The organism is Desulfatitalea alkaliphila (assembly GCF_022968795.1).
In the GTDB taxonomy this organism is placed as follows: Bacteria; Desulfobacterota; Desulfobacteria; order Desulfobacterales; family Desulfosarcinaceae; genus Desulfatitalea; species Desulfatitalea alkaliphila.
This window is the reverse complement of sequence record NZ_JALJRB010000002.1, coordinates 42,674-66,645: the sequence shown is the minus strand read 5'-3', so window position 1 is coordinate 66,645 and position 23,972 is coordinate 42,674. Positions and strand designations below refer to the sequence as shown.

The 23,972-nt window shown below is 62.7% G+C and carries 23 protein-coding genes; 3 read left to right on the top strand and 20 right to left on the bottom strand.

Going from position 1 to position 23,972, the window contains the following annotated elements; genetic code table 11:
• Positions 1–57: 57 nt before the first annotated feature.
• From MRX98_RS02240 to MRX98_RS02170, 15 genes are all read right to left on the bottom strand, one after another.
• Complete coding sequence (locus tag MRX98_RS02240) at positions 58–2,271, bottom strand: secretin N-terminal domain-containing protein (RefSeq protein ID WP_246902650.1); 2,214 nt, start codon at positions 2,269–2,271, stop codon at positions 58–60.
• Positions 2,268–3,038, bottom strand: a complete 771-nt coding sequence (locus MRX98_RS02235; protein WP_246902647.1) for a hypothetical protein — start codon at positions 3,036–3,038, stop codon at positions 2,268–2,270. Before MRX98_RS02235 ends, MRX98_RS02240 begins: the two co-directional genes overlap by 4 nt.
• Before the next feature lie 19 nt (positions 3,039–3,057).
• Positions 3,058–3,657 carry a type II secretion system protein GspM gene (gene gspM, locus MRX98_RS02230; RefSeq protein ID WP_246902645.1) on the bottom strand — a complete coding sequence of 200 codons (600 nt, stop codon included), beginning with the start codon at positions 3,655–3,657 and terminating at the stop codon, positions 3,058–3,060.
• A 30-nt stretch (positions 3,658–3,687) separates the two neighbouring features.
• Positions 3,688–5,073 (bottom strand): PilN domain-containing protein, encoded by a 1,386-nt coding sequence (locus MRX98_RS02225; protein ID WP_246902643.1) that lies wholly within the window; start codon positions 5,071–5,073, stop codon positions 3,688–3,690.
• A gap of 46 nt (positions 5,074–5,119) precedes the next feature.
• Entirely contained in the window at positions 5,120–6,160 is a 1,041-nt protein-coding gene (locus tag MRX98_RS02220) for a type II secretion system minor pseudopilin (RefSeq protein ID WP_246902641.1), read from the bottom strand.
• Positions 6,161–6,173: 13 nt separating this feature from the next.
• Positions 6,174–6,830: a PulJ/GspJ family protein gene (locus tag MRX98_RS02215; protein ID WP_246902639.1), complete on the bottom strand. Its 657-nt coding sequence runs from the start codon at positions 6,828–6,830 to the stop codon at positions 6,174–6,176.
• Entirely contained in the window at positions 6,820–7,302 is a 483-nt protein-coding gene (locus MRX98_RS02210) for a type IV pilus modification PilV family protein (RefSeq protein ID WP_246902637.1), read from the bottom strand. Before MRX98_RS02210 ends, MRX98_RS02215 begins: the two co-directional genes overlap by 11 nt.
• Before the next feature lie 50 nt (positions 7,303–7,352).
• Positions 7,353–7,886: a GspH/FimT family pseudopilin gene (locus tag MRX98_RS02205; RefSeq protein ID WP_281432173.1), complete on the bottom strand. Its 534-nt coding sequence runs from the start codon at positions 7,884–7,886 to the stop codon at positions 7,353–7,355.
• Positions 7,874–8,308 carry a type II secretion system major pseudopilin GspG gene (gspG, locus tag MRX98_RS02200; protein WP_246902634.1) on the bottom strand — a complete coding sequence of 145 codons (435 nt, stop codon included), beginning with the start codon at positions 8,306–8,308 and terminating at the stop codon, positions 7,874–7,876. Before gspG ends, MRX98_RS02205 begins: the two co-directional genes overlap by 13 nt.
• Before the next feature lie 19 nt (positions 8,309–8,327).
• Entirely contained in the window at positions 8,328–9,557 is a 1,230-nt protein-coding gene (locus tag MRX98_RS02195) for a type II secretion system F family protein (RefSeq protein WP_246902632.1), read from the bottom strand.
• Complete coding sequence (gene gspE / locus MRX98_RS02190) at positions 9,557–11,098, bottom strand: type II secretion system ATPase GspE (protein WP_246902631.1); 1,542 nt, start codon at positions 11,096–11,098, stop codon at positions 9,557–9,559. Before gspE ends, MRX98_RS02195 begins: the two co-directional genes overlap by 1 nt.
• Before the next feature lie 416 nt (positions 11,099–11,514).
• Positions 11,515–12,492: an efflux RND transporter periplasmic adaptor subunit gene (locus tag MRX98_RS02185; RefSeq protein WP_246902630.1), complete on the bottom strand. Its 978-nt coding sequence runs from the start codon at positions 12,490–12,492 to the stop codon at positions 11,515–11,517.
• Positions 12,493–13,218: 726 nt separating this feature from the next.
• On the bottom strand, positions 13,219–14,394 hold the full coding sequence (locus tag MRX98_RS02180; protein WP_246902628.1) for a hypothetical protein: 1,176 nt from the start codon (positions 14,392–14,394) through the stop codon (positions 13,219–13,221).
• Between the two features lie 536 nt (positions 14,395–14,930).
• On the bottom strand, positions 14,931–16,820 hold the full coding sequence (mutL, locus tag MRX98_RS02175; RefSeq protein ID WP_246902626.1) for a DNA mismatch repair endonuclease MutL: 1,890 nt from the start codon (positions 16,818–16,820) through the stop codon (positions 14,931–14,933).
• A 167-nt stretch (positions 16,821–16,987) separates the two neighbouring features.
• Positions 16,988–17,161: a hypothetical protein gene (locus MRX98_RS02170; protein ID WP_246902624.1), complete on the bottom strand. Its 174-nt coding sequence runs from the start codon at positions 17,159–17,161 to the stop codon at positions 16,988–16,990.
• Positions 17,162–17,431: 270 nt separating this feature from the next.
• Here MRX98_RS02170 and MRX98_RS02165 point away from each other — a divergent pair, with 270 nt between their 5' ends.
• Positions 17,432–17,692, top strand: a complete 261-nt coding sequence (locus tag MRX98_RS02165) for an AbrB/MazE/SpoVT family DNA-binding domain-containing protein (RefSeq protein ID WP_246902622.1) — start codon at positions 17,432–17,434, stop codon at positions 17,690–17,692.
• Complete coding sequence (locus MRX98_RS02160) at positions 17,676–18,092, top strand: type II toxin-antitoxin system VapC family toxin (RefSeq protein WP_246902621.1); 417 nt, start codon at positions 17,676–17,678, stop codon at positions 18,090–18,092. Before MRX98_RS02165 ends, MRX98_RS02160 begins: the two co-directional genes overlap by 17 nt.
• A 60-nt stretch (positions 18,093–18,152) precedes the next feature.
• On the opposite strand, the gene gatA is transcribed toward MRX98_RS02160, so the two are convergent.
• The 5 genes from gatA to argS all read right to left on the bottom strand — a co-directional run bounded on the left by gatA (position 18,153) and on the right by argS (position 22,804).
• Positions 18,153–19,613 carry an Asp-tRNA(Asn)/Glu-tRNA(Gln) amidotransferase subunit GatA gene (gene gatA / locus MRX98_RS02155; RefSeq protein WP_246902618.1) on the bottom strand — a complete coding sequence of 487 codons (1,461 nt, stop codon included), beginning with the start codon at positions 19,611–19,613 and terminating at the stop codon, positions 18,153–18,155.
• A gap of 5 nt (positions 19,614–19,618) precedes the next feature.
• On the bottom strand, positions 19,619–19,993 hold the full coding sequence (locus tag MRX98_RS02150) for a hypothetical protein (protein ID WP_246902616.1): 375 nt from the start codon (positions 19,991–19,993) through the stop codon (positions 19,619–19,621).
• The gene (gene gatC / locus MRX98_RS02145) at positions 19,993–20,277 is read right to left on the bottom strand and encodes an Asp-tRNA(Asn)/Glu-tRNA(Gln) amidotransferase subunit GatC (RefSeq protein ID WP_246902614.1); all 285 of its coding nucleotides are present in this window, start codon (positions 20,275–20,277) and stop codon (positions 19,993–19,995) included. The genes MRX98_RS02150 and gatC overlap by 1 nt, the downstream gene beginning before the upstream one ends.
• Positions 20,278–20,349: 72 nt before the next feature.
• Positions 20,350–21,120 carry an SPOR domain-containing protein gene (locus MRX98_RS21925; RefSeq protein ID WP_281432154.1) on the bottom strand — a complete coding sequence of 257 codons (771 nt, stop codon included), beginning with the start codon at positions 21,118–21,120 and terminating at the stop codon, positions 20,350–20,352.
• Between the two features lie 19 nt (positions 21,121–21,139).
• A complete protein-coding gene (gene argS, locus MRX98_RS02135; RefSeq protein WP_246902612.1) occupies positions 21,140–22,804 on the bottom strand; it encodes an arginine--tRNA ligase in 1,665 nt (554 codons plus the stop codon).
• A 535-nt stretch (positions 22,805–23,339) separates the two neighbouring features.
• On the opposite strand from argS, the gene cbiM reads away from it, so the two are divergent.
• A complete protein-coding gene (gene cbiM / locus MRX98_RS02130) occupies positions 23,340–23,972 on the top strand; it encodes a cobalt transporter CbiM (protein ID WP_246902610.1) in 633 nt (210 codons plus the stop codon).

Here is a 23,972-nt window from a genome sequence, read left to right as displayed (position 1 = left end):
GGCAGCGGCGCAAAAAGTTTCCCCGGGGATTGGCGCGAGCTGGATCGCTCGCGATTCCTATGAATCGGCCGGATAGCGAATGCGTTTCACCTTCTGGCTGAAATCGTCCGTGATCGCGTCCACATCGCCCAGATGGACGATCACCCGTGGTGTGATCAGGATGATCAGTTCGGTCTTGACGCCTGAACGCACGTCCTTGCCGAAAAGGAAGCCGAGCAGGGGGATCCGGCTCAAGAAGGGCACGCCGGTGCGGGTGCGCTCCTCGTCTTCGCGGATGAGGCCGCCCAGCACGATAGTCTGGTTGTGGCCGACGGTCAAGTTGGTGTTGACGCTGCGTTTGAAAAAGGAGGGGTAGGATTGGTCGCCGACGGTGACATTGCCGGCCTGCTGGCTCACTTCTTGTCGGATGTCCATGGTGACCATGCCGTTTTCGTTGATATGGGGGGTGACGTTCAGGATGATGCCGGTGGTGCGGTAGTCGATGCTGGTTTGGGTTACCGGCGGCTCCGTTCCGCCGCCGTAACGGAACTGGGCGCTGGCCACGGGCACTTCGTCGGCGATTTCAATGCGCGCCTCCTTTCCATTGGAGGCCAGCAGGGTGGGCGACGAGAGCACATTGATCTTTTCTTTTTTGGCCAGGGCGCTGAGGGTGGCGTTCCAGCGGTTGGTCTGGCCGATCATGTACTGCAGGCCGCCGACGCCCGTGGCGGCGCCCAGCAGCGTTGTGCTCATCCATCCGGGGCCTTCCACGTATTGAAATTCGAGTCCCAGCTCAGTGCGGTCGTCCAGCCGGATTTCGGCGATCATGGCCTCGATCAGTACTTGGCGGGCCAGAATGTCGAGGCGGGCCAGCACCGCCTGGATCATGGGCCAGTCGGTGGGCAGGGCCTCGATGATCAGCAGGTTGCGTGCTGTGTCGGGGACGATCCGGATATCGCCGCGCAACGTTCCCGGCAAAGCGCCGCTTTCCAGGACGGGAACCGTCTCCTGATTGGCCTCGGCGGGCCTTTCCTCGGCCCGAAGAAAAGGGTTGGGGTCGGTGCGGCGGACGGTTTCTTCCTTTGGTTTTTCCCCTTGGCCCTGCACGGCGGTTTTTGAGAAGGTCCGGTCCAGCAGGCCGGCCAGATCATCGGCCTCTCCGTTTTGTACGGAGTAGATGAAAATCTGGGATTGGGTGCCTTCGCTGGGGGTGTCCAGCTTGAACAGCAGGTCCTTGACCCTGTCAAACTGGCGCTGTTGCCGGGCCATGACCAGCAGGGTGTTGATCCGTTCGATGGGGATCAGCTTCACTTCCGATCGAAACCCGGCAGGAAAGGCGGCCATGGCGCTTTCTATGACCGGAACGATGTCGTTCACGTAAACATGATCGATCCTGAAAAAATGGTACCTGACCCCTTCATAGAGGTCGATGTCGAAGGTCTCCACCAGCTGGAGGGCTTTTTCGATGTTGCTGTCGCGGTCCACCAGCAACAGGGTGTTGGTGTCGGCGTCGGCGATGATGGTGCCGTCGGCGGAGACGAAGGGGGTGAGCAGTTTGGTCATTTCCGCCGCCAGAATGTTGTTCAACGGTATGATCTGCATCACGATACGCCGGCCGGGCGGCAAGGGGGTGTGATCGGTGCCGTGGTGGGTCTTCAGGGGCAGTCGCGCGGCGTCCTTGAGGGTGGTGATGCGGTAAACCGGTCCCTCCTCGATGGCCGTCAAGCCGTTGGCTTCCAGTATTTGATAAAAGACGCCAAAAAGTTCGTCGGGCCGGATGGCGCCGGCGGTCTGGATGGTCACACGGCCCCGCACGCCGGGGTCCACGATGTAGTTGATGCCCAGCAGGGAGGTCATGGTGCGGATCACTTCATAGATGTCGGCGTCATCGAAATTGAGCGTGATGCCGCCCTGTTTCGAAGAGGCCTCCGGGTTCGGCTCCGGGTCGGATCCGTTTGCGTTCAGTATGGCGCCCGGCCGCTGCGGTGCTGTCTGCAAAGCCTTGCGGGGCGCACGGCCGGCAACGGAAAGCCGATCCGAGGGGTTCTCGAACGGCTGAACTTTGTCCGGCAAAGGATCGGCGTCATTTTGCCGCGGCACTTCGGTAGTTATGGGTGTCGAGACGGCCCGGGCTTCCGGTGCTTCCGCCTCGAGTGCGGGTGCCGGCGGATTAGCCGCCTTTGATTCCGCGGGTGGCCGATGGGCGCACGCTCCGATGATGGTCAAACAGGCCAGCAGGGCGATCAGCACGAGGACGGGTCGGTGTTTGGGCATTGGTTTCGGTATCGTCATGGTTGACTCTTCGGTCGTTTGATATCGCCAAACGGCGTTTTGATGATGACATACTCCTGCTCATCCGTCCCCGTTCCATCCCGGGTTGTCCGGTCCGGGCCGGATGGCGCTGCATCGCGGGTTTCAGGCCGGGCCGCGGGTCGTGGCTCCGGCGTGGGTTGCGTGGTCACCACGGTGGGGCGGGGGGTGCCCGGCGAGGATGCCGCGCCGGCGCTGCTGCGGGATTTGTCGGGCGAGTGCAGGGCCACCCGGAAGCGCTTGCTTTGGTCGTCGGCGAAGATCACCGCTTCCGGTTCGATGCGTTCCACCTCGAGTTGCCCGATCCGGTCCCCGGGGCGCACCCATCGGTTCTGCCCCCGCCCGGTGCGGACGGAGGGGTCGCTGACCAGGGCGGTGGTCAGCTCCTCGGCCAGCACCACGCCGAAGAGCTGGATCAGGCGGCCGTCCACTTTGGGGGCCGGCGCCTCTTCCGCGACGGCCGTCAACTCCTCGATGTCCTCCTCGGTCTCCGCCGCCGACATTTCGCGGCGGTCCGGGCTGAAGAGGTTGCGGGCGCCGATGTTGTTGAAGGCGGATTTGGGCGGTACGCCGGGTTCGTTGAGGCGGGTGGTTCCTCTCTGGACAGGGCTCTCCTGTGGGTGCGCGCTGCTCGTGGCAGGCGTTTCGGCAAGGGGCGGCGGGTTGCGCCAGACGCCGATGGTTGCGATGAGCAACAGGAGCCCGACGAGGGCCAGGGCCAAATTGATTGCGACGATTCGGGTGATCATGGGTCCTCCGGCTGCCGTTTCAGCGCCGTGGCGGCGGCGATGCTCCGCGGCGTTGCTGGCTTTGGGATTCGTTTTCGGGTTTGGGCATGTAGCCGGACACGGTGATGACGGCATTCAGGGTGTCCGGTTCGCCGGCCGGCGCGGCGCGCAGATTCATGTCCGTGACGGCCAAGAGCTGGGGCGCTGCTTCGATGCGGTGCAGCAGGTCGGTGAGCTGGCGGATGCGCAGCTTGATGGTCACGGTGACCGGCACTTCGAGGAAGCCCTCCACCGGAGCGTCCTTGGTGCGTTGCACGCGGACCGATTCCACCACCAGGTTGTTGGCGTAGGCGATGTCGTTGATGACGTTCTGGATGTCCACGGCCCCCAGGGAGGGGGTGGGGGCGCCGAGCAGGATCTGTTCGGCGCGCTCCAGCCGGCTTTGCAGGGCGGTGTGCTGTGCCTGCAGGCGGGGCCTTTCGGCGGCTGCCTGGCGGTAGCGGCTCAACTGCCGCATCTGGAGCGCGGATTCATTGGAACCGCCGAAATAGGCGGCCAGGTCCGGGTAGAAGCGGTAGACGGCCCCCAGCAGGAGCAGGATGGTGCCGGCGATGAGCAGGTATTTGCGTTCTTTGGGCATCTGTGTGTTCGGCGATCGGCGCTGTGGCGGTTAGCTTTGGGGGTTTTCGAAATCCATGCCGATCTGAAACCGTTCCTTTCCGTCCCGGGTGCGGGTGATGGCGGACAGAAACACCACGTTCGTGAACAGGGGGGACTCTTCCAGGAGCGTGACCAGTTCGCTGGCCGAGTCGGCGAAACCGGTGATGCGCACTCCTTGATTTTGAAAGTTCAGGTGTTCCACCCAGGCCGTGGTGGGGATGCGGGCGCTGAGCTCTTCCAGGGTCACCAGAGCGGAGGTCCTGGATCGGCGCAAGGCCTCCAAACCCTGGATGCGGTCTTCCAGGCGGCTGTTGTCGGCCCGCAGGGATTCGGTTTCGGCCACCCGGGGCCGCAGGTGTTTGAGCTCCGATTCGATGTGGGCCACGGCCATCCTGTGGCGGATGAGATGGCTGACACCCCAGGCGCCGGCTAGCAGGAAGACCGCCGCCGTCAGCGCCATCAGGGTGTAATAGGCGCTGCGATCGGGCTTTTTGCGCATGGTCGGCGGCAGCAGGTTGACGGCGCCGTTGCCCTGGCGCAACCCGCGCAGAGCCAGACCGTAAGCCGTCGCCCATTGGGCTTCCGGGAGGCCGGCCGCGGTTGTGTCCAGGGGCACGATGTTCAGCGGGGGGGTGCCTTCCCGAAAGACGGCGGGCACTTCGTGGGATGCCCCCGCCGCAACGCAGTACCACCGGTGTTGCGTCTCGGAGCGTCCTTCAACCGCTCGGGCGGCCGTCATCAGACGGTCCGCGGCGTCTTCGGCGGCGGTCGGGGTTTCGATCCACTGCGAGGCCCTCAGCAGGCCGTTCCGGTAAATGCAAAGTTCGCCGCCTCCGGTGTCGAGGCGCAACAGCCCGAAGGGGCCGTTGTTTTGAGCGGGGGGGTGCATGGCCAGAAAGGCGGCCATGGCGGTGGACGGCGGCTCGATGGCGGACAGTTGCTGGCCCAGGTGGGTGGCCAGGTGGAGGTAGGGTTCGATGTCGCCGCGGCGGGCGGCAAACAGCAGCAGGCGCAGTTGGTTCTCCTGCCGTTGCTCTTCGAAAATATGGTAATCAAAATGGATTTCATCCACCGGCAGGGGGATGTATTTGGGCATTTCGTAGCTGAGGGTGGTGCGCAGGTTCTCCTTGGCCGACAGGGGCAGCCGGACCTCCCTGAGAATCACCATCTGCCGGGGGATGCCGAGGAAATAATCGGCGGCCACGATGCGGTGTTCCTGAACGAAGCGGCCCAACACCTCGGCGATCACTTTGACCCTGTCACCGGCGCTGAGGTCGCCGTTGAAGGCATGGGTGGCGCGGGCAGCCGGCAATATCCGGTTGAGCCGGGTTTTGAGGGCGACCACGTTGAATTTGTCGGTATGAATGTCGATGCCGATGGCGGTTTGAAACAGCAAGCCGGTTCTCCTGTGATCGGCCGGGCCGGGGCCGATGCCCTTGCGGTCATCGCACCACGGTGTGGGGGTGCCAGTGGACGGTATGATATTGGTCCTTGGCTTGCAAATCAAGCCTAACCGTCATTGCCACACCCTGGCGGACGCCGCTTTGGTCCATCTGCGCCGTGGCCGAGAGGGTGTAGTAGGGGGAGCGATGGTATGTGATCAGGGGACGAACGGACAGAAAGGCCCTGGCGCCGATCAACTTCACCAGGTCGCTGTCGGCGCGCAGATCCTGCTCCAGGCGGTATTCGACCAGGGCCTCGACCATTTCGGCGGTGAATTCCGGCAGTGCCATCAACAGTTCGGGCGCGGCGGCGTTGATGTTGATGCGGTTGAAGTCGAATCCGTCGGCCGATTGGCTGGTGCCGGGTTTCATTCCTAAGGCTTGCCGGGCGGTGTCCCGTGTGGGGTGGACGGTCACGCGCTCGGACAAACCGGCGAAATAGATTTCCGGCGTTACCCCCCGCACCAGCAAAAGTTCGCTGATGTCGTCGAAGTCGCTGTTTTTGCAGGGGTGGGGGACGGGCAGGGCTTGGTAGTAATCGTCCTCCGCGCCGAGGGGCCGGGGCCGGTTGTCGCTGTCGCGCCAGTCCAGGATGCTGTCGACAATGGTGTTTTCCTCCTCCTCGGTGAGACCGAGGCCGCTGACGGCCAGGCGCAGAAGCCGTTGATCGGCCAGGTTGATGTTCACCTTGCCGCCTTCGTTGTCGATGCGCGTGACGATCCGTTCCTGTCGGGGGCCGGTGATCGGAATGTCCATGTTGATGCGCCAATCGGGCGCATCGGGATCCGGATCCTCGGACCGGGTCTGCATGGCGGTCGGATGGCGGAGGGATCGGAGCAGCGCCTGCAAGGCCATGTTCACCCCCGCCCTGGCGGAATAGTGGGCCCGGGCCATCTCACGGTAGTTGAATGCAATGCCGGCCTCGGTGCGCATGGTGCGGGCGAACTGCGCCGCGATCACGGTCAGAAAGGCCAGCACCCACAACACCAGAATCAGGGCGGCGCCGCTGTTCTTCAGCCGCAAGGGGAGGTCCGGGCGCATGGTTCGGTGCTCCTTAGGGCTTTTCCCGGCCGCGCAGGGGCACGATCAAGGTGACGGGCGCATGGTCGTCGGGATGGCTCTTGACCCGGATGCGCACGGCAAGGGGGCGTCCGTTTTGCTCCAGGGCATCCCAGTGGTCCAGCCACTCGGCCTCGCCCTCGGTGTCCGGCGCCGGCAGATAGTCAAAGGCGATGTCGTGCATGCCGCTGAGGAGGGTGCGCCGCTCCATGGCCGGATCGTCGGCTTCCACATCCAAAGGCGCATCGGTCATGGCAGCGGGAACCTCCAGGACCTGGAGGGACATCCCGGCCGCATCGTTGCTGCTGATGATGGTGTACTGGATGTAGAGCACGCCCCGCTGGCGCCCCGGGTGCAGCGCCATGCGGGAAACGAAGGAGAGCCGGTCGCGGCGGCCGTCGAAGGCGGCCGGCGCATCTTCTTTGACCCAGTTGCCGGCATGGGTGTGGGCGCCGATCTGCTGGTTCAACAGCTCCAGAACGATACGCAGGCGTTGCTGCCGGTCGATGTCCCGCTCGCCCCGTTCCCATGCCCGGATGCCCATGCGGAAGGTGCCGAATATCAGGGTGATGATAATGGCGGTGATGGACATGGCGAGCAGCAGTTCCAGCAGCGTAAAGCCCCGGCGGCGGGCAAGCGTTTCAGCTGTCATCGCGCGCCTTGGCCAGGTAAACGGTTTCCAGGTCCACTTCCCGTTGCCGCTGTCCGTCGTCCCACCAAACCTTCAGGGCGATGTGAAAAAGGCGCAATTCACCGGCGCGCGCGGGCGGGTCTTCGTCCGTGTCCGCCAGGGTGATGTCGGCTTGCCAGCGGAAACCGTCCGAAGATTCGCCGGCAAGGGTTTCTTCGGCCGAATCGGGGCGCAGCAGCAGCTCTTCCATGGTCTGCCTGGCGCAGAGAACGGCCCTGGTGTATTGCTCCGACAGGTGGCCGGTGCGCAATCCGCCGCTGAAAAGCTGCATGATGGTCACCAGGGCGATGGCCAGAATCATGGTGGCGGCCAGGGCCTCGAAAAGGGTGAATCCCCTATTGCTGAACGGGTGGCGGGCCGGGCAGACGGCAGCGGCTTTCCGTCCGCCGACGGTATATTGATTTCCGGCGTCGCAGGGGCATTCCTTTTGCATTTTTCGGTTTCTTTGCTGAACCTCGGGCGGCCGCTGTGGGTCGGCGCTTTTCAGGATCGGGCATCGGCGCCGATGGAAACGCTGCCGGTGACGATGTCCAGCTGGATGGTTTCGCGGCGGTCGGCGGTGTCGGTCAGCACAATGCGCCCCCCGCTGCTGTTGCCGATGGGGTAGAAAAGGGCGATGTCGTTCGTCGGCAGCCGAAGGTCGCCCTCCGTGACCGTGCGTTCCACCGTGATGCCCGCGGGCAGGTGGTAAACCCGCCGCGGGTCCGTGGCGGGAAGGTCTTGGCCGCTGTTTTGCCACCGTTCCAGGTCCTCGGCGCGGACCAGCACAAGGCGATAGGGATCTGTGGTCAGGTGGATCACCATGGTTTCACTGCGGGTGACGGCATCGCTGCGGGCCAGGCGCATCAGGGCGGCCAGGTCCTTGGCGGCGGCGGTCAAAGGCAGTTTCTGATGGGAGCCGGTCAGTCGCGGCAGCACCACGGCGGCGGCGATACCGATCAAAAAAAGGGTGACCAACAGCTCCATCAGGGTGAAGCCACGACGGTCCGACGCGCGAGGGGAGACTAGTTCTGCCAGTTGCCGATGTCCTCGTCTTCGCCTTCGCCGCCCAGGCGCCCATCGGCACCGTAGGAGATGATGTCGAAGTCACCGTGGTCGCCGGGGCAACGGTATTCGTAGGGGTTGCCCCAGGGGTCCTGCGGTATGTCCCGTCGCAGATAGGGGCCATCCCATCGTTCTTCGCCCTGCGGGCGCACCCGCAAGGCGTTGAGGCCTTGATCGGTGGTGGGGTAGCGGCCCACATCCAGGCGATAGGCGTCCAGCGCGGTTTCGAACAGTGACATCTGGGCTTTGGCGGCGTTTTGCTTGGATTGGCCCACTTTGCCGAACATGCGGGGTCCCACCAGGGCCGCCAGGAGCCCGATGATGACCATGACGATGAGCACTTCGATCAGGGTGAAGCCCTTGGATGATGCCGGGTGCAATGGGGTGCTTTTCACGGAGCGACTCGCTTGAGAGCTAAAAAGGCAGTTCGTTCATGCTGAAGATGGCCATCAGCATGGAAATGACGATGAAACCGACCACTATGGCCATGGCCAGGATCATCACCGGTTCGATCAAACTTGTAAAGCGTTTGACGGCCATGGTCAAGGCCTTTTCATAATTGTCGGCGATGCGGAAGAGCATTTCCTCCAGGCGCCCGGTTTCCTCGCCGACGGTGATCATTTGCAGCGCCAGGGAGGGGAACAACCCTGCTTGCGCTAGGGAGGGCGCCAGTCGATCCCCTTCCTTCACCTTGAGACGCACCTGCTCCATGGATCGGGCGAACACCTGGTTGCCGAGCACTTTGCGGACCAGGTCCAGACCCTGGAGGATCGGCACGCCGCTGCGGGTCAGGGTGCCCAGGGTGCGTGCGAAGCGCGCGGTTTCCATTTTGCGCACGAGATCACCCACCAAAAAAAGACGCAATTTCCATTGGTCGATCCGCCGCCGCCCCCGTGGTGTGCGCCGGTAGCGTTCGGCGAGAAACACCGCCGCCGCCGAGATCGCCAGCAGCAGCCACCAGAAATTGCGCAACAGGTCGCTGCCCTGAAGCAGCAGCTTGGTGGACCAGGGGATGGTGGCGCCCATGTCTGCAAACAGTACGGTGAATTTGGGCATCACGTAGGTCATCAGGATGATGATGGAGATGCCGCTGACGGTGACCAGAAAGATGGGGTAGACCATGGCCGATTTGATGAAATCGGCAAGGTCCTGCGCGCTTTGCAGGTGAGTGCCCAAACGGCCCAACACATCCTCCAGTACGCCGCCCGCTTCGCCCGCCCGCACCATGTTCACGTAAAATTCGGAAAATATACGCGGATACTTGGCCAGCGCATCGGAAAGATAGGCGCCTCCCTGAACCATCTTCAAAATATCGGCCACCGTCGCTTGCATGGCCTCCCTTTCCGAAACCCCTACCAGAATGGAAAGGGCCCGGTCCACGGGCAGACCGGCGCCCAGCAAAGACGCCAGGTCCTGGGTGAAGAGCATTACATCTTTGCCGGTGATGCGGCGGTTCAGATATTTGACTGGGTCCAGGGCGGCCCAGCCGCTGATGCGCGGCTGCTTGCCCGCCGGTGTCACCCGTATGGGGATCAATCCCATTTTTTGAATGCGGGCGACCGCCGCAGCCTCGTCGTCCGATTCCAAGGAGGCGGAGACCACTTTACCGTCGGCATCGGTGGCTTTGTAAAGAAACAGGGCCATCAGTTGTCCAGGGTGACCTTCAGTACTTCGGCGACGGTGGTGATGCCCGCCAGGACCTTGCGCCAACCGTCTTGGCGCAAGGTGACCAGTCCTTTGTCCAGGGCCATGCGGCGCAGGGTTTCGGTGCCGGATTGCTTCACGATTTCCCTTCGGATGTCATCGTCGATACGCATGAATTCGAAGATGGCGATCCGGCCCTGGTAGCCGGTGTTGCGGCAAGCTTCGCAACCCGCGCCCACATAGAACACGGCATCGGCCAACTCGGGCGTTTCGGCGCGCAATGAGCGCATCAGGTTGTCTTCGTTCGTCACCTCTTGCTTGCACACCGGGCAGATGACCCGCACGAGCCGCTGGGCCAAAACACCCAGCAAGGTGGAGCTGAGCAGAAAACTTTCCACTTTCATGTCCAGCAAACGGGTGATCGCCCCCACGGCATCGTTGGTGTGCAGGGTGCTGAAGAGCAAATGGCCGGTCAGCGCGGATTGGATGGCGATTTCCGCGGTTTCATGATCGCGGATCTCGCCGACCAGGATGATGTCGGGGTCCTGGCGGACGATGGAGCGCAAGCCCGAGGCGAAATTCAAGCCGATTTTGGTGTTGACCTGGATCTGGTTGACGCCTCGCAATTGGTACTCCACCGGATCTTCCAGGGTGATGATCTTGATTTCAGGCGAGTTGACGCGCGCCAGGGTTGCATAGAGGGTTGATGTTTTGCCGCTGCCGGTGGGGCCGGTGACCAGGATCATGCCGTAAGGTTGACGGATCAAGCCGAGATAGCCCTGCAGTATGTCATCCGGAAAACCGATCTTGTGGAAATCCAGAACCAGGTTTTCCCTGTCCAGGATGCGCATGACCAGGCTTTCGCCGAACATGGTGGGCAACGTGGAAATGCGAAAATCGATTTCCCGATTGGAGATGAGCAGTTTGATGCGGCCGTCCTGGGGCAGGCGCCGTTCCGCGATATCCAGTTTGGCCATGATCTTCACCCGGGAGATGATGGCGGCCTGCAAGCGCACGGGGGGCGATTCCACTTCGTGCAGGACGCCGTCGATGCGGTACCGCACTTTGAAAAGGCCCTCGAAGGGTTCGAAGTGAATGTCGCTGGCCCGCTGTTCGATGGCATTCAGGATCAGCCGGTTCACCAGCCGAATGATGGGCGCCTCGGAGGCCATGTCCCTGAGGTGGTCGGCGTTTTCATCCTCATGGGCGGCCAGCTCTTCGATATTGCGGCCGGCCTCCTCGATGATCATGTCCATGCTTTCGGTGCCGGTGCCGTATAAACGGTCGATGGCATCGATGATGTCCTCGGGGCGCCCGGGAAAAGTGCGCACTTTGTACTGATAGGCCAGCTTGAGGGTGTCCACCGCGTAGAAGTTGTCCGGGTCCGCAATGGCCACGGTCAAGGTGTCGTCCGCGAGGGAAATCGGGACGAAGAGGGATTCCTTCATGAAATGGGTGGACAGGTTGTCCAGCATGATCGGCTCTTGAGGGTAATCCTGATAAGCCAAGGGAGTGGTGTTGGAATGGGGGGTGTCAGGCATCAAAGATAGCTCCGCCTGGTGGGTTACCGGATTGGATCGGCATACCCGAATCGGCACAGGAGATGGAGTTGTCGGCAAGCGGTGTGCAAGGGCGATGGGTCATGGTCGGCCGATGGGTTTCCGGGTACCGGCTGCGTCCTGGAAAGCCGGGCTACCATTTGTTACGCCCTTTCTCACGACTGCCCCGTTTGTCGGTTCATTATCGACTGAAGACTTTTTTATATCCAATAGTTGGCGCGCAGTATGGCAAGAGCGGATGGCAATGTCAACAGGTCAATCAGCACTGCCACGCGCAGGGAATTAGGGGATAAACGCCGGTCTTTGGCGAATCCGGGCAGGTATTGTCGATGGAACGCGGCTCAGGAAAGGATTTTGCGGCGGCGGTTTGTCGAAACCGGTCTGCCGCTATCGCGGCATCAACGATCTTCTGGCCGTAGCTTCAAAGATGTACCAATTTCCAGAAGGCCTTCATCCGCCACGATCAAATCCGTTCCGTCTTCCCCCGTGACGAACACCGGCACCATGCGGCCGTCGGGGGCCAGGCGCACGTAGGGGTTGTCGTAGCGGTCGGTCACCGCCGCCCGGGGCACCCGCAGCCCGCGGGTGGGCAGGGTCAGTTCCAGACGGACCGGCAACCCGCCGCGGGCCTCGCCGTCGTGGCCCACCAGCACCAGTTCCACCGCTGACTTGCGGGTCTGCTCGTCGAAATCGGGATTGATCCAGTTGATGCGGGCCCGCCCCGGCCGTCCCGCCACGGTCACCGGCAAGGGATCCCGTTCGCCCATTGCCGCCAGTTCCTGCTCGGTTACGAAAAGGGGCACCACCAAGGTGCGAAAATCGGCCACCCGCGCCAGGGGCGCACCGGCGGCCACCATCTCCCCCGGCTCCACCCGCCGGGCCACCACCACCCACCCCTCGGGGGCCGGCACATCGTGGCGCCGGCGCCGCTCGGCCAGCTCCCGCTGCTGCACCGCCAGGGCATTGCGCTCGGCCGCCACCCCACGCAGTTCCAAGCGGGCCTGGGCCAGCTCCTCTCCCGCCGCCTCCCAGCGGGACAGGGGGGCCACCTCGTCCCGGTAGAGCGCATCGATGCGCTCGAACTCCTTCTCCAGAAAACCAATCCGCGAAACATGCCGCTCCAGGGCCACATCCAACCGCTCCAACTGCCGCTTCACCTGCTCGATCTGAAAATCGACAAAGGTGGGATCGATCCGCGCAAAGGGCTTGTCGCCGATGGCTTGCCCCACATCATAGTGCACCGCCAACACCCGCCCCCCCATCTCCGCCGCCACCGGCAGGGCTGCTCGGGCGCGGGTGTAACCACTCAGGGTGACGGCCTGGGTGGCGGGGCGGACGGTGAGGCGGGGAGCGTCAGCCGATGCCGCAGGCGTCATCGAAACGGCCACCAGCACAACCAATGCCGCCAAGTATAGAGATCGAACCGGCATTCGTATAGGAGAGGAAGCAGCACCCGATCCGTCAACACCAAACCGCCACATCAACTGAACCTCCGGCACGAGGCATGGCATGGTGGGCCTGCTGCCGATTTCCTGCCCAAGCGGTTAAAAAGCGTCATCGATAGGTTCCGTAAAAGAAGGTGAAAACACGGTTGCCTGATGAGGCCGCCATTGTTGCCGAATACCGACTTTATCGGTTGTTGTCATGGAGATCAAGGACAACAAACGGTAGTTTGATAACGCAGGCAAGTGGGAACCTCAAAAAGGAAACGACCAAGCGATTGGCGGTCACTTGGTCGTTAAGGAGGAGAACAGATGAAAAAACTATTGGTTTGGCACAATTCAGCCATGCAATTCGCTTGCCACATTTGCTGTGGGCGGTGGTATAGGGCTTTTTGAATTTAAATAGGAAGATTTATCGGTGGCTTATAATTGTATAAACAGCAGGCTGAACTCAGAGCGGGCTTGGATTGTTTAACCTGAAAAACACAATTTGTTCAAAAAAGTAAATCCATTTTAAGGTAAAATAGGAATATTGGTTGATATAACGAGTGGATAAACATCCCTTCGGGCGGGTTCAAAATAATGAACTATGTGGATAAAAAAGCCGGGGCGCAAGCCCCGGCTTTTTTAATAACTTCTACCTGTGTGCCTAAAATTAGCCTAGAAATCGATTCTAAGATTGGCAACGAAGTAAGTCATACGGCCTTGGGCATAATCGCCAAGGGGCAGGAGCGGACTGGGATTTACCCAATCGCCGCGATCAAGCTGGCCGACTTCGGGGATAATTGTAAATCCTTTTGCAACTGTAAACGGAGCCTGCAGATAATACACTGCACCTTTTTGCTTTGACTCGACGTTGGCTGCAAGATCAACTTTGTTTTCGGTATATGCAACACCAGCTTCGATAAAGAAGGCCGGGCTAAATTTGAAGCCGGCGACGAAGGTGCCCTGCAGGCTCTGCGCGTCATCCACCGCAGTGGCGCTCCGAGCGTAGGGGGCGAGAACGTTGCTGTTGCCATAATTGCCGGCGTTCTGCTGCCAGGCGCCGGTCATCTTCACGTAGGCCGGCCCAAGGGTCAGGCTGATGCCGAGGCCCGCCAGGTAGCTTTCGATGTTCCGATAATCACCACCGGGTCCCAGGTCGTTCACCTTGTAGGTCTGGTAGCCCAGTACAGGGCGGATGGCGATAACGGGGGTCCGGAACACATAAGCGGCTTCAATGCGAGGCAGGACACGGTCGATTTCATCATAGTTAAGGTCATCTTGGGCGGTGTTCTGCTCGATTAAGGCGAGTTCAATACCAGCGATGGTCAGTCGGATCTGGGGCTGACGACCAATGTAGGGCAGCCCCGCCACCAGCAAGTTGGCATCGCCCGAGTCGCCCAGGTCGCCGACCATGTTGGAGTATCCCAGGAAGGTCGCGGGGGTGTAGTGCTTGCCGAAAATCAAGCTGCCGGCACCGAAGTTCCACTGCCCGTAAGCCAGACGGGTATAAGGACTTTGCGACTTGCCGGCGCGGGTCGTTTCGGTGAAGCCGAACTCGACATGGCCGAACAGTTTGTCCGACACCGCCCCCCTGAAGCCGAGACGGCTCTGGGCGCTCATGCTCAACAGGGTGCCTTCATCTTTTATGCCTTGAGCAGGTTGGCCAAAGGGGTTTCCCAAACTACCCATGCCGATAGTGCCGTCTTGGGCAGGCGCATTGGCAATAAAGTCTTCACTGGTGCTGTAATACCCCACGTGGGTCCGCAGGCTGCCGTAGAAGTGCCAGTTCGTCTGTGCCATCGCCGGGGCGGCCAGCCCCAGCACCAATAGTACAACCAATAGTTTCTTCATCTGTTGTCCTCCTTGAGACAATGAAGTGGGTTAAAAGAACGCCAAACCACGCAAAAAAGGCCAAACGTCACCGACTACCGCCAATCAACGGCTTTCCCAACCTGCTCCTTTCGAGACGCCCTTACCGTTCGTTTCAATTGGATTCGGTTCCAAACTGGGTTAATTGGCTGATAATCAGGAACATTCGGCCACAAATAATGCCACATCAATAGCAAGATGTTTTGTAGAAGTCAAGATAATTTCTTCCATGGTTTCATTGGAACCTCGAAAAGGATAACCCACTCATCCACGCAACTGCGACCCCGAGTTGTAGGGGCACGGCATGCAGTGCCCTTGTTCGCGTTAACCCAATGGTACCGTGTAAATGCCGTGCAACATCCCCGGAGCCCATATGCCCGATATCTTTCACAAGCGGCCATGGAGGATCGCGGTGCAGGGCACGGCGTGCCGTGCCCCTACGGTGGGTGGCCGATCGGGAGATCCGTGAACGTGGGTGCCCGAATGGAGATGCCCGAACGCCAATCGGGCGTGACCGTCTAAGGCCGCCGACCGAAGGCCTTTTCCACATCCTTTAGCGTCCAACGCACCCAGGTGGGGCGGCCGTGGGGGCAGTGGGAGGGGTTTTGGCAGCGGTCCAGGTCTTCGAGCAGTCTTCGGATCTGGGTGTCGTTCAGGCGCTGGTTGGCGCGCACGGCCCGGTGGCAGGCCATGACCATGCGGCAGGCGTCTAGGATTTTCTGTGGATCGGTGTCCAGGCCCAGTTCGGCGCACCGTTCGGCCAGGCCGCGCACCAGGTCGGCGGGGTCGGCCTCGGCCAGCAGGCTGGGGAGGGTTTTGATGGCGAAGGTGGTGCCGCCGAAGGGTTCGATCTCCAGGCCCATGGCCGATAGATGGGTTGCCATGGGTTCCAGGGCGCGGGCTTCGGCAAAGCCCAGCTCTACTGTTTCGGGCATGAGCAGTCGCTGGGCTTCCGGGGCGTGGTGCTGCCGGCCGAGGGCTTCGAAGACAACCCGTTCGTGGGCCGCGTGCTGGTCGATGAGGATCAGGTCGTCGCCCTGCTGGCAGAGGATGTAGGTGCCGCGGTACTGGCCGATGACGACGAGATCGGCGAAACGGTCGGCGTGCCAGAGGTTTTGCTGCGTTGGCCTGGCGGCGGGCGGATGGTTGCTTGCCGTCGCCTCTCGCACTGTCGCCGGCGGAGCCGGTGGACTGTGTGGATCGCGGGGCGGCGACGCTGGTGCGGGGGAAGCGGTTGCCGGTAGGCCGTCGGCCGGGGTGGTCGGCACGGGGCCGTAGGCAATGGGGGATTCGGCCACGGCGGCCGCCGGGGGAGCGGACGCGGGCGCAGCGTTGCGGATGTCGGTTCGGCCGGCGGGGGGCGCCGGTCGAGTGTCCCCCATGGCTTTTGCAATGGTGTCGGGGTGCCAACGGCGCCGTTCGCTGCGTTCCAGGGCTTCCCGAACGCCGTCCCGGACCAGGTCGTGCACCCGGCGCGGGTCGACGAAGCGCACTTCGTGCTTTGTTGGGTGGACATTGACGTCCACCTGATCCCAGGGAACGTGCAGCAGCAGCACCGCCAGGGGGTGGCGGCCTTTCATCAATCGCCCTTCGAAGCCTTCAAACAAGGCGTGCTGGATGATGCGGTCGCGCACGCGGCGGCCGTTGACGAACAGAAAGGTGCCCCGGGGGGTGTTGCGCGCCAGGCGGGGGGGCGCGATCCAGCCGTTCAGGCGGAAGGGCTCGGACGCGGCCGCCAGGGGGAGCAGCGCTTCTCCCTCGGCGCGGCCGAGCACGCCGGCGGCCCGTTCGGGGCCGTCGGCGGCGCGGGGCCACTGTTGGACGGTCTTGCCGTTGTGGGTCAGGGTGAAATGGACGTCGGGCCGGCCCAGGGCCATGCCGGCCACGGTGTCGGCGATGTGGGCCATTTCGGTGTTGACGGTTTTGAGAAACTTGCGCCGGGCCGGGGTGTTGTAGAAGAGGCGGGCCACCCGCACCAGGGTGCCCCGGGGCGCGCCGGTTTCGGTCACATGGACGATGCGGCCGCCTTCCACCTGGATTTGCACGCCGGTGTCGCTCTCCTGCTCGCGGGTGATCAGGGTCAGCTTGGAGACGGCGGCGATGCTGGGCAGGGCCTCGCCGCGAAAGCCGAGGGTGCGGATGGCGGCCAGGTCGGCGTCGCTGCGCAATTTGCTGGTGGCGAAGCGCTCCAGGGCCAGCAGGGCGTCGTCGTATCCCATGCCGCTGCCGTTGTCGGCCACCTGGATCAGCGCGCGGCCGCCGTTCTCGATCTCGATGGCGATGCGCTCGCCCCCCGCATCCAGGGCGTTTTCCACCAGCTCCTTGACCACCGCCGCCGGCCGCTCCACCACCTCGCCGGCGGCGATCTTGTTGGCCAGAATGTCGGTCAGGATGCGGATGCGGGTCATAATAGGATTCGTAGTGGGGACGCCCAATCGTAGTGGGGACGCCCTTAACTTTTTAACTTTATGGTTTAGCGCTTATTCGTGGGCTATCGGTGACGGCGGCAACATGGACCGGCATTTGACAGCGTTTTTTCATAAAGTTAAAAAGTTAAGGGCGTCCCCCCGCTTATTTATTTGCTTTCCTTCAACATGCGTTCGAGGGAGGCGGTTTCCATGGGGGTGAGGTTGAATCGGCTCGAGGCCTGATCGATCAGTTTCTGCAACGAGGTGCCGGGGTTGTCCTGGCGCTCGTCGCTGATCCACTTGACCGCACTGCGCACGCTGTCGCCCTGTGGCTTTTTCATCGGAATTTCTCCTTGTTTTATGTCACCGTTCGCTGTTCCTGTAACCAAACACCGGCGCGGCAACCACCACGCCGGTGACGTTCAGGCAAAAATAACATACCCCCCGGACGTGTCAAGAAAAGTCGGAATCGGCGGGAAATTCCGGATGAAAGAAATTAGTAAGACAAAACATATTGACAAATTCTTACATCACCATTAACCTGTAATCAATTATATGCAAGATGGAAGATATGCAAGGTTGAAGCGATGCCTTGGGAAAGGTCAAACACCATGGAATCGACGAAGTCGAAAGTTACCTCCAAAGGACAAATCGTCATCCCGAAACAGATCCGCATGCGCTACGGTATTAAACCGGCAACGGTAATTCGTTGGGTGCAAAAGGACGAAGGGGTGTTGCTCATTCCGGATTCGGAGAACGCTGTTACGGCTGCCCGGGGGATGCTGCCCAAGACCACCGGTTTGTTGGCGAAGTTAATGGCGGCCCGCCGCGCGGACCGGGAAAACGAGGATCGATATGGCAAAAATCGATAGTTATGTGCTCGACAGCTATGCGCTGATCGGGTACCTGGAGGACGAGCCCTTTGCCGATTGGCTCCAGGCGTTATTGAGGTCGGCGGACCGGGGGGAATGCCGCTTGTACCTGCATGCCATTCAACTGGGGGAGGTATACTACATCACGCTTAGAGAGCAGGGACGCGCAACGGCCGACCTTGCCTATTCCCGCATCAAGGCCTTTCCCGTCATCCTGGACGACACCATCGACGAAAAACTGCTGCTGACTGCCGCTTCCCTCAAGGCCCGCTTTCCGATCTCCTACGCCGATGCCTTTGCCGCAGCCCTATCCCAACAGCACCATGCACAACTCGTTACCGGCGACCCCGAATTCAAACCCCTTCAAACCCAAGGCCACATCCAAGTCCACTGGCTCTAACCCCCACGCACCCCAACAAACCCAACAAACTCAATAAACGCAACAAACCCTATCAGCCTGCTAAATCGCCGCCCGCTTGCGGTGAAACGCGGTCGCCTGCTCGAAGGCGTGTCCGGTAGCCAGCAGGCGCGCTTCCGCGAAGGGGGCGGCCATGAGCTGCAGGCCGATGGGCAGGCCCTCGGTGGAGAAGCCGCAGGGCAGGCTGATGCCGGGGATGCCGGCCAGGTTGGCGGGCAGGGTGTACATGTCCATCAGGTACATGGCCAGGGGGTCGTCCAGGTGGGCGCCGATGGGGGTGGCCGGGGTGGGGGCCACCGGCGCGGCGATCAGGTCGCACTGGGCGAAGGCGCTCTGGAAGTCGCGCATGATCAGGGTGCGCACCCGGGAGGCCTTGAGATAGTAGGCGTCGTAGTAGCCGGCCGAGAGGGCGTAGGTGCCCAGCAGGATGCGCCGCTGCACCTCGGGACCCAGCCACCGGGAGCGGGTGGATTGGTACATCTCCATCAGGGTGTCCCCGGCGGCTTCACGGCGGCCGTATTTGACGCCGTCGTAGCGCGCCAGGTTGGAGCCGGCTTCGCAGGGGGCGATGACGTAGTAGGCGGCCACGCCGTACTCGGTGTGGGGCAGGTCGATCTCCACGGTGCGGGCGCCCAGCCCCTTGAGGGTCTCCACGGCGGCCAGGACCGCCGCGGACACCTGGGGGTCCAGGCCCGGATGGTCGAAGTGGGGCTGGTAGAGGCCGATGGTCAGGCCTTCGACCCCTTGGGTCAGGGCCGCCGTGTAGTCCGGCACGGGCTCGGGGGCGCAGGTGGCGTCGGAGGGGTCGTGGCCGGCGATGGCCTGTAGCAGCAGGGCACAGTCGGCAACCGTTTTGCCCATTGGCCCGATCTGGTCCAGGGAGGAGGCGAAGGCCACCAGGCCGTAGCGCGACACCCGCCCGTAGGTGGGTTTGAGGCCCACCACGCCGCAGTGGGCGGCGGGTTGGCGGATGGAGCCGCCGGTGTCCGAGCCCAGGGCGGCGATGCACATGTCGGCGGCCACGGCGGCCGCCGAGCCGCCGCTGGAGCCGCCGGGGATGCGGTCGGTATCCCACGGGTTGCGGGTCACCTGGTAGGCGGAGTGTTCGGTGGTGGAGCCCATGGCGAACTCGTCCATGTTGAGTTTGCCGGTCATCACCGCCTGCTGCGCCTTGAGCCGGGCCATGACGCAGGCGTCGTAGGGGGGCGTGAAGTTTTCCAGGATGCGGGAGCCGCAGGTGGTGCGCACCCCTTGGGTGCAGATCACGTCCTTGATGCCCAGGGGGATGCCGGTGAGGGGCGCCAGGCGCCCCTGGGCGATGGCGGCGTCGGCCCGGCGGGCCTGGTCCAGGGCCTGGTCGGCGGTGACGGTCAGGTAGGCCCCGATGCGGCTGTCCACGGCGGCGATGCGCGCCAGCAAGGCTTCGGTCAGTTGGACGGCGCTGATCTCTTTATCTTTCAAACACCGGTGCGCTTCGGCGATGGTGAGCTGATGCAGTTGCATGGGTTTTACTCCAAAGGGGGGCGGGGGCCCCCGCCGTTGGTTTTGGGCCAGTCGCGGATTAACTGGAGGATGTGACGCACGAAGGCGCATTCGCAGCGGGCCGGGCAGGGGTCCAGTTTGCTTTGATGCAGACAGTGGCCGGGGCAATCCGCGCCGCCGGCGGCCCGTTCGGTGAACAGCGGGCCGTCGTACAGATCTCGGAATGCGCGCACGGGCAGTGCCAGGGTGGTTTTACAGATGTGGTTGAACATCAGGAGACCGGTTTCGAGGGCCTTGAAATTGACCTGGTAGCCCACCAGGGTCAAGTGCGGGTCGGCCAGGAAGTCCGCCCTTGCGGGCCATGGGAAGCGGCATTTGGGGCACTGCTTGAAGGGTTCCATCAGATCACCTTGGGCACCGTGAAAAAATCGCCTTCCCGCGCGGGGGCGTTGGCGAAGACCGCCTCCGACGGCAGATGTTGCCCCTGGCGGTCCTCGCGAAAGGCGTTGACCAGGGCCGTGGCATGGGTGGCGGGGGGCACCTCTCGGGTGTCCACCGCCTCCAGTTTGTCCACGTAGCTGAGAATCGTGGCCATTTGGCCGGCGATCTTGTCCACCATTTCAGGATCGATGCGCAGACGCGCCAGGCGGGCGACGTGCTGTACTTCTTCGGCATTGATTTTCATGGGTTACGGCTCCTGTGGTGCTGTTTCCTTCGTTTATGCGCGGCCATTTTCGCAAGGGGCTTGGGCGAGCCCTTACTGGGTCCCGATCACCATGCCCTGCATATCGTCGCCGTTGAGCTTCTGGAGCATGGTTTCGGCAGCGGCGCGGTTGGCGAAGGCGCCCACGCGCACCCGGAACCACTCCCCCTTGCCCGCCACCGTGGTGCGCAGATGGTAGGCCGGATAGCCTTTGTCGCGCAGGGTGGCCACCATCTGCTCGGCGCTTTGGGCTTCGCGGAAGGCCGCCACCTGGATGGTGAAGCGGCCGCTTTCGTCCGCCGCCGGGGCGGCCGCCGGTGCCGGTTGCGCGGCCGGTGGCTTGGGTTGCGCTGGCGGCGGTGCCGGTGCCGGTGCCGGTTCAGGTGCCGGCTTGGGTGCCGGTGTCGGATCCGGCTTGGGCGCCGGCGCGGGTTTGGCCTGCGGTTGCGGCGTCGGTTGCGCGGCGGGCGGCTTGGGCGGCGTGGGTTTCGGTTGGGGCACCTTGGCGGTCACCGTTCGCGGCGAAGGGGCGGGCGGTTTGGGTGGGGGCTGTTTCAACGCCTCGTAAAACCCCAGGTCCGCGCTTTTCAGATCCCCCTGGCCGGACCGGGCCGCCAGTTGCTCGCGCTCCTTGTCCTCCATGGCCGCCTTGAGCGCCACCAGTTCCTTTTCGAGGTTGCGGGCCTGCAGGGGCACCGGCGCTGTGCCGCGGCCCACCAGGATGCCCAGGACGAACATCCAGCCCAGGGCGAACAGCAGCAGGCCGATCCATACCATCACCCCCTTGCGGGTGATTTGAACGGCGTAGGGGTTTTCCTTGGCCAATGGCTTGTCCTCGATTCCGCTACATCTGTTCGGGCGCGCCGACCGCCAGCAGGCCGAGGCCGTTGCGGATCACTTTCTGTACCGCCAGCACCAGGCAGAGCCGCCCCATGGTCAGGTCGGGGTCGTCGGTCAACACCCGGTGCTTGTTATAGTAGGCGTGGAACAGGGCCGCCAGCTGCATCAAATAAAAAGGGATGCGGTGGGGCGCCAGGGAGTGGGCCGCCATGGCCACCACCTCGGGATAGCGCGCCAGGGCCTTGATCAACTGGATCTCTTCGGCCTCGATCAACCGCTCGCCGGCGCGCTGCGCCCAGGTCACAGATGGGATCCCCTGCTCGGCGGCCTTACGCAGAATGCTGGCGATGCGGGCGTGCACATACTGCACATAGTAGACCGGGTTGTCGTTGGATTTCTGCTTGGCCGTTTCCAGGTCGAAGTCCAGGGGGCTGTCGTAATCGCGAGTCAGAAAGATGAAGCGGGCGGCGTCGGCCCCCACCTCGGCCACCACCTCTTCCAGGGTGACGAACTCCCCCGAGCGGGTGGACATGGCCACCGGTTGACCGCCCCGAAGCAGGTTGACCAGCTGCACCAGGATCACCTGGAACCGGTCCCGACCGTGACCGGCGGCCTCAACGGCGGCGCTCATGCGGGGGATGTAGCCGTGGTGGTCGGCGCCCCAGACGTCGATGACCCGGTCGAAACCCCGCTGGTATTTGTCGATATGATAGGCGATGTCCGAGGCGAAGTAGGTGGTTTGGCCGTTCTGCCGCACCACCACGCGGTCCTTTTCGTCGCCCAGGTCCGAGGTCTTGAACCACCAGGCGCCTTCGGCCGCATAGACGATGCCGCGGGCCTTGAGGTCGTTCAGGCATTGGTCCACCCGGCCGCTGTCGTAGAGGCTCTGCTCGCTGAACCAGCGGTCGTAACGCACGCCGAAATTTTCAAGATCCCGGCGGATGCCGTCGGTGATGGAGCGGGCGGCATAGCGGGCGCAGTGGCCGATGGCGGCCGCCTCGTCCATTTCCCGCAGGCCATCACCTTCGGCGGCCGACAGCTCCCGCGCCAGGTCGCGGATGTAGTCCCCCTGGTAGCAATCGGAAGGAAACTCGACGATCTCGCCTTGCAGCTCGCGCATCCTCAAATAAACCGAGCGCCCCAGGGTCTGGATCTGGCGTCCCGAATCGTTGATGTAATATTCCCGCTGTACATCGTAGCCGCAGCAGGCGAGGATGCGGGCAACGCTGTCGCCCACGGCCGCGCCCCGGCCGTGGCCCACGTGCAGCGGGCCGGTGGGGTTGGCGCTGACGAACTCCACCTGCACCTTCTCGCCGGCGCCGATGTCCGATGTGCCGTAGGCGTGGTCCGCGGCCAGCACCTGGCGCACCAGATCGGGCCAGGCAACGGGTTGCAGGAAGAAGTTGACGAAGCCGGGGCCGGCGATCTCGGTGCGCTCCAGCAGCCCGTCCCCGTCGCCCAGATGGTCCACCAGCGCCTGGGCGATCTTGCGCGGCGCCATCTTCTGGGTTTTGGCCGACAACATGGCGAAGTTGGTGGCGAAATCGCCATGGCCCTCGTTTTTGGGCTCCTCCACCAACACTTCGGGAAATTGGTCGGTGGTCAAGGCGCCGGCCGCCAAGGCCTGGCGGGCGGCGTCGAGAATCAGTGCTTGGATCCGGGATTTCATCAGGGTGCTTGTGCCTCGGACGATCATGGGAAAAGCCGGCCGCCGTGCCCGTCGGCCCGATGGGTCGCTCGCGACCCTTGCCGGGCGCGCAACTGGGAATGGCTGGCTTTTCGGAGTTGGTATTGTTATCGCAACCGCCAAAACTGATTCTCATAAATGGCGCGCAAAGACAAGTCAAGATCCCGTATGCGTGTTTGTTGCGTTTGTAGGGTTGAGGTGGGGGTGGCGATGACCGGATTCGGCAAACGATTGCGGAGGGGCGCTTGGGTTTATCCGGTGTTTGACTTCGGCGGGCAAAATGGTTATCAGTCGTCCAATGCGGACCGGAGTCCGCCCGGTTGATCCCATTGTTGTTCCCGCCTATCAAGCCACGAAGGTTTGCAGTCGACGCGCGGCGTCCCGACGTTTCAGATGATTGTGTAAGAATGCATTTTCCGGTTGCGCGCCGGCAGTTGTCCATTCTAACTTGCCGCCACGCACGGGCGGCCTCGGTCCTTCGGGGAGGTCGCTACAACAGAGACAGGAACGGAACGCCATGCACATTTCGGAAGGGTATCTGTCCGCCGCGGTGCTGATCTCAGGCGGTGGCTTGGCCGCCGCGGGCACAGCCATTGGATTGAAGCGGCTCGATTACGATCAAATCGCCCAGGCCGGCATCCTGGCGTCGGCCTTTTTCGTGGCCTCCCTGGTCCACGTGCCCATCGGGCCCGCCAATATCCACCTGATCCTGAACGGCCTGCTGGGGTTGCTGCTGGGGTGGGCCGCCTTTCCGGTGATCCTGGCGGCTTTGCTGCTTCAAGCGGTTTTCTTTCAGTACGGCGGCATCACCACCCTGGGGGTCAACACCGTGATCATGGCCGCGCCGGCGGTGGCCGTGCACTATCTGTGCGGACCCTGGATCGGTCGCAACGGCTGGCGCTGCATGGCCTCGGCCTTTGCCGGCGGCGCCGGTGCCATCGTGCTGGCCGCGGTGGTGATGGCGGCCGCTTTGTACTTCACCGACAAGCAGTTCTTTACCGTGGCGGCCACGGCGGTGGCGATCCATGTGCCCATCATGGTCATAGAGGGGGTGATCACCCTTTTCTGCGTGGGTTTCTTGAAAAAGGTCAAACCCGAGCTGTTGCCCCACAATGTGGTGCAACCGCCACAGTCGCGGGAGGTTGTTTGA

Excerpts from the sequence above, each read along its gene's own strand:
- gatA (WP_246902618.1), bottom strand. The coding sequence starts at position 19,613 with ATGCAACTGCATCAGCTCACCATCGCCGAAGCGCACCGGTGTTTGAAA.
- MRX98_RS02215 (WP_246902639.1), bottom strand. The coding sequence starts at position 6,830 with ATGACAGCTGAAACGCTTGCCCGCCGCCGGGGCTTTACGCTGCTGGAA.
- MRX98_RS02180 (WP_246902628.1), bottom strand. The coding sequence starts at position 14,394 with ATGAAGAAACTATTGGTTGTACTATTGGTGCTGGGGCTGGCCGCCCCG.
- MRX98_RS02195 (WP_246902632.1), bottom strand. The coding sequence starts at position 9,557 with ATGGCCCTGTTTCTTTACAAAGCCACCGATGCCGACGGTAAAGTGGTC.
- gspE (WP_246902631.1), bottom strand. The coding sequence starts at position 11,098 with ATGCCTGACACCCCCCATTCCAACACCACTCCCTTGGCTTATCAGGAT.
- MRX98_RS02185 (WP_246902630.1), bottom strand. The coding sequence starts at position 12,492 with ATGACGCCTGCGGCATCGGCTGACGCTCCCCGCCTCACCGTCCGCCCC.
- MRX98_RS02150 (WP_246902616.1), bottom strand. The coding sequence starts at position 19,993 with ATGGAACCCTTCAAGCAGTGCCCCAAATGCCGCTTCCCATGGCCCGCA.
- MRX98_RS02235 (WP_246902647.1), bottom strand. The coding sequence starts at position 3,038 with ATGATCACCCGAATCGTCGCAATCAATTTGGCCCTGGCCCTCGTCGGG.
- gatC (WP_246902614.1), bottom strand. The coding sequence starts at position 20,277 with ATGAAAATCAATGCCGAAGAAGTACAGCACGTCGCCCGCCTGGCGCGT.
- mutL (WP_246902626.1), bottom strand. The coding sequence starts at position 16,820 with ATGACCCGCATCCGCATCCTGACCGACATTCTGGCCAACAAGATCGCC.
- MRX98_RS02240 (WP_246902650.1), bottom strand. The coding sequence starts at position 2,271 with ATGACGATACCGAAACCAATGCCCAAACACCGACCCGTCCTCGTGCTG.
- argS (WP_246902612.1), bottom strand. The coding sequence starts at position 22,804 with ATGAAATCCCGGATCCAAGCACTGATTCTCGACGCCGCCCGCCAGGCC.
- MRX98_RS02170 (WP_246902624.1), bottom strand. The coding sequence starts at position 17,161 with ATGAAAAAGCCACAGGGCGACAGCGTGCGCAGTGCGGTCAAGTGGATC.
- MRX98_RS02160 (WP_246902621.1), top strand. The coding sequence starts at position 17,676 with ATGGCAAAAATCGATAGTTATGTGCTCGACAGCTATGCGCTGATCGGG.
- gspM (WP_246902645.1), bottom strand. The coding sequence starts at position 3,657 with ATGCCCAAAGAACGCAAATACCTGCTCATCGCCGGCACCATCCTGCTC.
- cbiM (WP_246902610.1), top strand. The coding sequence starts at position 23,340 with ATGCACATTTCGGAAGGGTATCTGTCCGCCGCGGTGCTGATCTCAGGC.
- MRX98_RS02220 (WP_246902641.1), bottom strand. The coding sequence starts at position 6,160 with ATGCGCCCGGACCTCCCCTTGCGGCTGAAGAACAGCGGCGCCGCCCTG.
- MRX98_RS02165 (WP_246902622.1), top strand. The coding sequence starts at position 17,432 with ATGGAATCGACGAAGTCGAAAGTTACCTCCAAAGGACAAATCGTCATC.
- MRX98_RS02210 (WP_246902637.1), bottom strand. The coding sequence starts at position 7,302 with ATGCAAAAGGAATGCCCCTGCGACGCCGGAAATCAATATACCGTCGGC.